The following is a 9,750-nucleotide window of genomic DNA, read 5'->3' as shown; positions in this document are numbered from 1 at the left end:
TCAAGCTTCCTCATGCCCACCACAAGGGTGTAGTAGATCTCAAGCTCCTCGCGGCAGCTCTTACAGTGCTGCATGTGATGCACGAAGTCCTCCGCCTTATCATCCGGAAGCTTTTTATCAATAAAGGTCATGATATTCGATTGTGCTTCCAGACAGGTCATGGCAAAATACCTCTTAAATCAAGCAGGGGAGACGCGGGCATGTAAAACCAAAGAGAACCCCGACAGGATATGCCTTTCGGGGTCCTTCTTTGAATATAATTCTTAGTTGTTGATGAGCTTGTCATCCTCGTTGTTCCAGCTGTAAAGCTTTCTTACTTCCTCGCCGACCTTCTCTGCCGGATGCTCTGAAGCAAGCTTTCTTAAAGCCTTGAAATGAGCCTGTCCGCCTGCAGGTGACATGTCAAGAAGGAAGTTCTTTGCAAATGAACCATCCTGGATATCCTTCAGAATCTGCTTCATTGCCTTCTTTGTATCCTCGGTAATGATCTTCGGTCCTGTTATATAGTCACCATACTCAGCAGTATTGGAGATTGAATATCTCATGCCTGCGAAGCCTGACTGATAGATAAGATCTACGATAAGCTTCATCTCGTGGATACACTCGAAATATGCATTTCTTGGATCATATCCAGCTTCGCAAAGTGTCTCAAAACCTGTCTGCATAAGTGCGCAAACACCACCGCAAAGAACAGCCTGCTCACCGAAAAGGTCAGTCTCTGTCTCTGTCTTGAAGGTTGTCTCAAGAATACCAGCTCTTGCTCCGCCGATACCAGCACCATATGCAAGTGCAAGGTCAAGAGCCTTACCTGTTGCATCCTGCTCAACAGCTACAAGACAAGGTGTTCCCTTACCAGCCTGGTACTCAGAACGAACTGTGTGGCCAGGAGCCTTAGGAGCGATCATAGTAACGTCAACATCCTTTGGTGGCTGGATGAGCTTGTAGTTGATGTTGAAGCCATGTGCGAACATAAGCATGTTACCAGCTTCAAGGTTAGGAGCGATGTCCTTCTTGTACATATCAGCCTGCTTCTCATCATTGATGAGGATCATGATTATGTCAGCCCACTTTGCAGCATCTGCTGTGTTCATAACTGTAAGTCCCTGAGACTCAGCCTTAGCCTTTGATCTTGAGCCTTCATAAAGACCGATTCTGACATCACAGCCAGACTCCTTAAGGTTAAGTGCATGTGCATGGCCCTGTGAACCATAACCGATAACAGCAATCTTCTTGCCCTCAAGTAAAGAAAGGTTGCAATCTTCCTGATAAAAAATTCTTGCTTCTGACATAATTTAAATCCTCCATCTTTTTAATTAGAATCGCCATACTGATATAGTCGATATGGTTGATAAGTTTATTGAGTAATCTTATTTATTAAGATTCTCATCTCAAAACGAGTAATATATTAAAAATTTAAATTTACTCGTCAAGATATACTACGTTCTCTATACCTCTTCCAAGTCCTGCAAGTCCTGTACGGGCAAGCTCAAGAATTGTGTAGCCATCAAGAAGCTTAAGGAAAGCATCTATCTTGTCCTGACCGCCGGTGATCTCAATGATAAGACTCTCATTTGATACATCAACGATATTGCCACGGAATACATTAGCGATAGCTATAATCTGCTGTCTCTGCATTGCATCAGCTTTAACCTTTACAAGAGCAAGCTCTCTGTAGACTGAATCACCAGGCTTAAGTTCATGAATATCTCTAACATCTACGAGCTTAGCTACCTGCTTCTCTATCTGTTCAAGAATATCATCATCTCCTGATGCTACGATCGTGATCCTTGTAAAACGTGGATCAGCAGTGGTACCGGCTGTGATGCTCTCGATGTTGTATCCTCTTCTTGAAAATAGACCTGATATTCTGCTCAGGGTTCCTGATGTATTATCAACAAGAAGCTGGAACACCTTTTTGTATGTCTTAACTTCAGTATCTGCCATATTCCTTTACCTCTTTAAAGTGTGAAATATTTGATTAAATATTGGAAATTTCTGACTCCCCAAATATCAATTTAGGTCAATTATATCCATGCAAATTTAAGGCGTCAATATGAAGAATTTAATGACTTTTCCATTACAAAATTAATGTTAACGCATTATCGATATATTTGCAACGGTGCTCGGATATCTTTTTCCCAAGCAATACATTATCACTTTAAACCGTAAAAGTCAACGCTTTATTTCTGTATCTTCTCGTTCCCTTTTGCCAGCAAAGAAGGCCATAAACAAAAAAAGGAATGAAGCTCCGACTTTACTCGGAAGCTCATTCCTTTTTGCTACAGGTGCGTAGCACCGTTGTGAATATTTATTATTAAAATTCAAGTGATTCAAGAAGGTGATAATAATTTGCAAGGTTAGCTGAATTTTCAATATCTTCAGCTGCGTAGATTACTATTCCTATTCCTGTACCGTCAGTTTCGAATACCATGATATCAATCTGAAGGCTTACACCATTCATTGATATTGTGCCTCTGGTATTTTCTGCATAACCACCGTTAACAGTTCCCTTTTTGATATCATCTGATGAAAGGCCATATGCATCGCACATTGATACAAGTATATAATCTACAGCCTGAGATATCTGGGAATCTGTAGCGCCTGACATATCAGCTTCTTCATACATTATAAGAAGGAGTGAGTTAGGATCATCATCAGGAACGTATACATATCCTGAATAATCCTGAACAGTCATCTCTTCTCCGGACCATGTCTTTGGAACTTCATAAGTCAAAGCTCCGTATGTATCCTGAACATATTCAGAATCGCTATCTTCTTCTACATCTTCATCTTCATTATCTGTAAAATCAAAACTTCCTACTTCAAGAATTCCATACAGATACAATGTAAAGCTTCCGTTAGTATTGTTTTCAGCAGCTTCCAGATCATCAAAATCAGGATCTATATCAGCATCTGTATCAAAGTCTACAAACTCTAGCGAGAAATCAAGCTTATCAATTACAAACTCAATATCCTCAGCTCCTGTATAAGTATTAAGTGATGAAGCAAGAGGAGCTCCGTCGCTATCTGTAAATGTAGTATCAACTCTTACAAGTTTTGCATCTTTTTTAGAAACATATATTGTTACTGTACAAAGATCTGTATCGCCATTATATATACCTGTGATCGGTGAAAATACTCCGTTGATACCACCCTGATCATAGGTATCCTCACTTACATAAACGTAGCATTCTGTGCCATCAATATCTTCTGTCTTGTCCTGAAGTTCTGCATCATAAATATCATAATCAACAAATCCAAGGACATCATCTACTGTAGCACTTTCGATAGCTTCGTATTTATCACCTGTCTCATACTCTATACTTGAAACGAACTCTCCGGAGAAATCACCACGGCATACAGTAATATCTTCTTCCATTTCAATACCAAGTATATCTCTTGTAACAGTTCCTTTTGCTTCTTCAAGGATGTTGGCATCAGCATTTCCCTGAACATCGCAATCTGTTACTATATCAAAATCACCTTTTTCTACAATAGTACCTGAGATATCTTCATCAGGAGCTTCTATGCTAACTTCAAAGTCGTAGGTGAACTTTGTTGTATAATCCTTTGCTGCAGCAAGGTTCTTGCAGGCAACTTCAAGTGCCTCTTCGCCGCTTACCTCTTCTTCCTCTTCCTGTGTTGATGCAGAAGTTGCAGAGGATGAGCTGTCATCATCATCTTCTTCCTCTTCCTCAGTCGAAGCTGAAGCTGCGACATTTTTATCATCGTCTTTATCTTTTTTCTTAGCTTTATCAGCAGTAATAAAATGATATGCAGCTGCTGATCCGCCAATAGCAAGAACCAGAATAACTGCGATTATTGCTGCGATTATTCCTTTTTTGCTCTTCTTTGGTGGCACATTCTGCTGGCCTATTCCGCCTTGATAATTGCCATAAGGCATATTGGGATTTGGAGCACCATATTGCTGATTACTATACTGATTATTGTAATACTGATTGTTGTCAAACTGGCCGCCACTAAACTGACTATTATCAAACTGGCCGCCATTTGGACTTGCGCTCTGCATATTGCCATACTGCTGGCCACCATACTGATTGCTGGCTGTCTGGCCGCCGTACTGATTACTTGCAGCCTGGCCTCCGTACTGATTGTCGGCTGTCTGTCCGCCGTACTGATTATTTGCAGTCTGGTCATTACCCAGTGGGTCATATCCACCAAGACTCTGATTTGAAGTATCTACTCCTTCAAATCCAGTAGCACCATTTAAAGCGCTACTCCCCTTAAGTTCCTTAGCGATATCTGCACCGCAAAAACCGCAGAACTTACTTCCATCCGGAAGTTCTTTTCCACAATTAGGACAAAACATTACTTCCCTCCATTCTCATTCTCAGCGCATTTAGTAAGAGCGAGTGTTCCGGTACGAGCCACTTCAACAATAGATATCCCCCTTAACATTGAAAGAAGAAGCTGTGCTCTCTCCGGCACGTCGCATATCTGAATGATCATATATGACTTGGACATATCAACTATCTGCGCCTTCATAATGTCACAGTTTTCTATTATATCACGTCTGTTTGATTTGTTGTACTTAACCTTGATAAGCATAAGTTCTCTGCTTATGGAAGAAGGCTCATCAAATGTTTTGACTTTTATTATATCCAGCTTTTTATTAAGCTGCTTCTCAACCTGTTCAAGGATTGCCTTGTCGCCGCTTGAAACTATGGTCATTCTTGATACTGTCGGATCTTCTGTTTCACCTACAGTAAGTGAGTCAATGTTAAAAGATCTTCTGGAAAAAAGACCTGCAACTTTAGAAAGTACACCTGTTCTGTTTTCAACAAGAACTGAATATATCTTTTTCATATTATTCTCTTCATCCCTTCGCAAGATCCATAGGATCAGTCATAACTTCAAGAAGTACCGCATGCTTGTTTGAAAGAAAGCTCTTTATCTCCTTGTCCATATCGCTTGTGCCATCAATAAGCTGATAGTCCATTCCATAGGCTTTGGCGATCATATCAAGGTCGGGCTTACCAGAAATATCAACCATTGCATACTTGTCTTTGTATGAATAATGCTGGTATTCACGTACCATTCCAAGATAATTGTTTCTATATACTATTATCTTAAGCGGAACCTTTTGCTGATCCATTGTAGCAAGCTCCATCATAGACATCTGGAAGCCGCCATCACCGCAGGAAGCAACTACCTGCCTGTCAGAATCTGCAAGCTTGGCACCAAGTGCTGCAGGAATTGCATAACCCATGGTACCCATACCGCCACTTGTCATAAATCTCTGATGCTCTTTGATCCTGAAAAATGCAGTTGCCCAGATCTGATTCTGACCTACATCAGCTACAAATATGCCGTCATCATCCATTTTCTTTGCAAGCTTTCCAAGAAATTCCTTAGGATCTACGAAAGCCTTGTCAACTTCTGGTCTGTGATCAGGATGTTCATTCCTGTATTCAGTAAGAAAATCTATCCACTCCTTATGATCTCTTGGATTTATATCAATTGTATTAAGCTTTGAAAAAATATGCTTAAGATCACCTACAAGTGGAATTGTAGGACCTACGTTCTTACCTATTTCTGCAGGGTCTACATCTATATGTATAAGAACCGTATTGTCTGTTATAAGCTCCGGTCTGTTAACCGCCCTGTCTGCAACACGGGCACCTACCATAAGGACAAGGTCAGAATCCTTAAGAGCTTTGTTGGCATAGGCTCTTCCATTATTACCGACCATTCCAAAATAGAGAGGACTATCATTGGTTATGGTTCCAAGACCCATCATAGTAGATACAACAGGTATCTGACATTTATTGGCAAAATCCCTGATATCCTGCGCAGCATCAGATAAGTGAACTCCGCCTCCTACGCACATAACTGGCTTTTTGGATCTTTCTACTTCTTTTACAAGCTTCTTGATCTGAGCCATGTTACCTTCTACAGTAGGCTTATAGGTTCTCATGTTGACTGTATCAGGATATGAAAACTTACTGATCTGAGCCTGCTGTACATCAATAGGAATATCGATAAGAACAGGTCCTTTTCTGCCTGAATTGGCTATATAAAAGGCCTCCTTAAATATCTTGGGTATATCATTTACATTCCTTACAAGATAACTGTACTTAACAAAAGACTCTACAGCTCCTGTAATATCTGCTTCCTGGAAAACGTCAGAGCCTATCATGGAACTGTTGACCTGACCTGTTATGGCTATAAGAGGAATGCTGTCAGCAAAAGCTGTAGCAATACCTGTAATAAGGTTAGTCGCACCAGGACCGGATGTTACAACACATACGCCGGGCTTACCGCTAATACGGGCATAGCCGCTTGCGCAGTGCGCAGCATTTTGCTCTGTACGTATAAGTACAGACTTAATATCAGAATTAAGCAAACTATTAAAAAATGGTGCGATCGCAACTCCGGGGTAACCAAAGAGGATCTCAACGTCTTCTTGTTTCAAACATTCAACTATCGCATCTGCACCTATCATGTAGGAGCCTCCTTAAACTTTTGTATATTGCCTCAAACTTCTCTTAATTTGAGATAAAACGTGGTGTGTTACAGGCAGATACCACTGATATCTGCCTTAACTACTTCGTTGTCTTCCTTAAATAAAAGGGAAGTTTGAAAAAATTATAGTGTTCTGCAGTATATAATGATTACTATATATCATTATATATCAAAACAATTGATTATATTTATCTAGTTAATTCTATATATCGTTTATTTTTGTTATTCTTAAAGTATGATTCCCTTATGCGGATTGCTCCATAAGTTCATTAACTACTCTTACGCAGTCGGCTGCATCTGTAGAATAGCCGTCAGCTTCTATCTCTTTAGCATAGTCTTCTGTTACGCAGGCGCCGCCTATTATGATCTTAGAAGTGCATCCGCGCTCTTTGGCTATCTTTATGACATTTTTCATCTCAACCATTGTAGTTGTCATAAGGGCGCTGAGAGCTATGACTTTGGCATCTTCCTTCATTGCAGTCTCAACTATAAGCTCTGATTCAACATCCTTGCCAAGATCTATGACCCTGTAGCCGCAGTTACCAAGCATGAGTGATACAAGGTTCTTGCCTATATCATGGACATCTCCATGAACGGTCGCGATTATAACAGTGCCTTTAGGTTCACTATTTTCTCCGCTTTGTTTAAGAAGAGGCTCAAGAACCGCTATAGAAAGCTTCATCGCTTCAGCACTTGCAATTAGCTGAGGAAGGAAGTAGGTTCCTTTATCAAACTTTGCTCCCACATCATTGATAGCCGGCATAAGAACGTCATTTAAGAGTTTTGACGGTTCGCATCCTGCATCAATCGCTGCCTGGGTGTTCTTGGCGATATTTCTTTTGTTACCGCCAAGGACGTCTTTATATAGTACGTCCATTCCATGCTGCACAGGATCAGTGCTTACAGCCTCTTCGCCGGATCCATTTGCAGATGAGTTTCCTGATGACGAACTTTTAGATACTCCGACAGTTATTTTGCCTGCATCTCCGTCATATCTCTGCATTCTTGTTATGTATCTAAGGTCTGATTCTTCCTTGTGTTTTAATAAATCTGAAGCAAATGCCGCATTTACAAGTAGTTCCTGTGACGGATTAGAGATAGCCATAGTAAGGCCTCTGTCAATTGCCATTGTAAGGAATGCGGTATTTATAAAGCTTCTCTGAGGAAGGCCAAAAGATATATTTGAAAGTCCGCAGATTGTTGCATAGCCGTTCTCATAGCACCATTCAATTGTTTCAAGAGTCTTTATTGCGGCCTCAGAGTCAGCGCCTACAGTGGCAACAAGACCGTCAACTACAATATCTGACTTGGTAAGGCCGTAAGAAAGAGCCATGTCAGTAAGCTCTTTGATATTGGCAATTTTCTCTTCTATGGTAGTAGGAATTCCGTCTCTGCCGACAGGTAAAAGTATGAACATCGCACCATATTTTTTTGCCAGGGGAAGACATCTTTCTGCCTTGCCCTCTTCAAGTGATATTGAATTAATGAGTGCACGCCCAGGATACCAGCGAAGAGCTTCTTCCATAACATCTACGTTACTTGAATCTATACATATAGGAAGTGATGTAAGCTGAGTAACTTCATTTAAGACCTTCATCATCATCTCATGCTCATCAATTCCGCTCATGCCGACATTGACATCAAGGATTGCTGCGCCGTCCTCTTCCTGCTTGGTAGTAAAGTCGCAGACCATATCAAGAGTGCCTTCACGAAGCTGTGCCTGAAGCTTCTTCTTGCCGGTAGGATTGATTCTCTCACCAACTATCATAAATGGATCATTTAAGGAAAAAGATAAAAGCTCTCTTTCTGAAGTAAGTCGTCTTACAGATTTATCGCCTCTTACTACAGGATTACCTTCAGCATCTTTGGCATTTCTTATATCAAAATCAGAAAATTTATCTTTAAGAGCCTTGATAAAATCAGGAGTTGAACCGCAGCATCCGCCTATAATGCTTGCACCACTGTTTAGTAATAGCTCCATGTCAGCTGCAAATTCAGAAGGCTGCATATCGTATACAGTCTTGCCGTCAACAACAGATGGCATGCCGGCATTGGGCTTTGCTATTATAGGTATATTAGTTACAGAAGCCATACGCTTTATGACAGCAGCCATTTTGTCAGGACCTGTTGAACAATTGGCACCAACTGCTACTGCTCCTAAAGCTTCAAGAACTGTGGCAGCGCATTCAGGAGTTGTTCCATATAAGGTTTTGCCATCTCCCTCAAATGTAAGTGTGACCATTACAGGAAGATCTGAAACCTCTTTAGCTGCGATCATCGCTGCTCTGCATTCCTGAAGGCTCATCATGGTCTCAACTACAAGAAGATCAGCACCGGCTTCATCAATAGCTTTGATCTGCTCTTTATATACATCGATAAGATCTTCAAATGCAAGATCTCCGACAGGTGACAGTTGTCGGCCTGTCATGGTGATATCTCCTGCAACTAGAGCCTTGCCTTCTACAGCTTCCTTGGAAAGTTTAATAAGATCTGTGTTCATCTTAACAAGGTCATTTTCAAGTCCGTATTCTTTAAGCTTGATCCTTGACGCTGTAAATGTAGGAGCATATACAATATTGCTTCCTGCCTGAGCATATCTTCTTTGAAGATCTATCATTACATCCCTGTGGCCTAGTATCCAGTCTTCAGGACATACTCCTGCAGGCATACCGGCCTTCATAAGGTTAGTACCCGTAGCACCATCTAGAAAAATAGGATGATTATCATTAAATAAATCGAAGAATTCCTGTCTTGTCAAAACATCCTCCCATCAAAACACTTTACTGCGTTAAATTACGATATTTGTATTATCCTATCACAAGCTTATGCAAACTACAACCACAAGTATTCTCTCACAATCTAAAAATACCAGACACTTTGTATATGATGGTATAAAAACTCACCGGAGTTGCCCTTTTATATCTTACGTATTAGAATATGATAAGTCAGGGTTAGTTATCAATCACGATGAGGGGAATAAATATTGAATCATATTAAAAATAAATTATCTATATTATTAATATTATCTATAATGATAACATCTTTATGTGGCTGCGCCAAAAATGATGAACTTGAAGCCTATAAGACAAGCATGAGTACTTTTTTTACAGAAATTTCTGAATGTAATGATTCCATGAACAGTATAGATCCAAATGCAGATGATGCACCGGCACAGCTTCTTGCAAATATTGACAAACTCAATGAAAGCTTTAGTGTCATGGCAGCTTTGGAAGTTCCGGAAGACTTCAAGGCTGTAGAAGCACT

8 protein-coding genes are annotated in these 9,750 nt (G+C 40.5%); 1 reads left to right on the top strand and 7 read right to left on the bottom strand.

Going from position 1 to position 9,750, the window contains the following annotated elements; all coding sequences use genetic code 11:
- The 7 genes from K6G87_RS19985 to K6G87_RS16850 all read right to left on the bottom strand — a co-directional run.
- Positions 1–161: anti-sigma factor family protein (locus K6G87_RS19985; protein ID WP_296839840.1), on the bottom strand; the 161-nt coding region annotated here is incomplete at its 3' end.
- 102 nt (positions 162–263) lie between these two features.
- Positions 264–1,289, bottom strand: a complete 1,026-nt coding sequence (gene ilvC, locus K6G87_RS16875) for a ketol-acid reductoisomerase (RefSeq protein WP_296839838.1) — start codon at positions 1,287–1,289, stop codon at positions 264–266.
- Positions 1,290–1,419: 130 nt separating this feature from the next.
- Entirely contained in the window at positions 1,420–1,944 is a 525-nt protein-coding gene (gene ilvN, locus K6G87_RS16870) for an acetolactate synthase small subunit (protein ID WP_296839836.1), read from the bottom strand.
- A gap of 370 nt (positions 1,945–2,314) precedes the next feature.
- Positions 2,315–4,330 (bottom strand): zinc ribbon domain-containing protein, encoded by a 2,016-nt coding sequence (locus K6G87_RS16865; protein ID WP_296839835.1) that lies wholly within the window; start codon positions 4,328–4,330, stop codon positions 2,315–2,317.
- Positions 4,330–4,827, bottom strand: a complete 498-nt coding sequence (gene ilvN, locus K6G87_RS16860) for an acetolactate synthase small subunit (RefSeq protein WP_296839833.1) — start codon at positions 4,825–4,827, stop codon at positions 4,330–4,332. The genes K6G87_RS16865 and ilvN (K6G87_RS16860) overlap by 1 nt, the downstream gene beginning before the upstream one ends.
- A gap of 10 nt (positions 4,828–4,837) precedes the next feature.
- Complete coding sequence (gene ilvB, locus K6G87_RS16855) at positions 4,838–6,466, bottom strand: biosynthetic-type acetolactate synthase large subunit (RefSeq protein WP_296839832.1); 1,629 nt, start codon at positions 6,464–6,466, stop codon at positions 4,838–4,840.
- 264 nt (positions 6,467–6,730) lie between these two features.
- Positions 6,731–9,244, bottom strand: coding sequence for a homocysteine S-methyltransferase family protein (locus K6G87_RS16850; RefSeq protein ID WP_296839831.1), 2,514 nt, complete (start codon positions 9,242–9,244; stop codon positions 6,731–6,733).
- A gap of 225 nt (positions 9,245–9,469) precedes the next feature.
- Here K6G87_RS16850 and K6G87_RS16845 point away from each other — a divergent pair.
- The coding region (locus tag K6G87_RS16845) for a hypothetical protein (RefSeq protein ID WP_296839829.1) at positions 9,470–9,750 on the top strand (281 nt) is incomplete at its 3' end.

The sequence above is a fragment of the Butyrivibrio sp. genome, assembly GCF_024699075.1.
Note: the sequence above shows the minus strand (reverse complement) of the source record. Positions and strands in the feature narration are given on the sequence as shown.

Coding starts and splice junctions, on each gene's coding strand:
- ilvC (WP_296839838.1), bottom strand. CDS start 1,289: ATGTCAGAAGCAAGAATTTTTTATCAGGAAGATTGCAACCTTTCTTTA.
- ilvN (WP_296839836.1), bottom strand. CDS start 1,944: ATGGCAGATACTGAAGTTAAGACATACAAAAAGGTGTTCCAGCTTCTT.
- K6G87_RS16865 (WP_296839835.1), bottom strand. CDS start 4,330: ATGTTTTGTCCTAATTGTGGAAAAGAACTTCCGGATGGAAGTAAGTTC.
- ilvN (WP_296839833.1), bottom strand. CDS start 4,827: ATGAAAAAGATATATTCAGTTCTTGTTGAAAACAGAACAGGTGTACTT.
- ilvB (WP_296839832.1), bottom strand. CDS start 6,466: ATGATAGGTGCAGATGCGATAGTTGAATGTTTGAAACAAGAAGACGTT.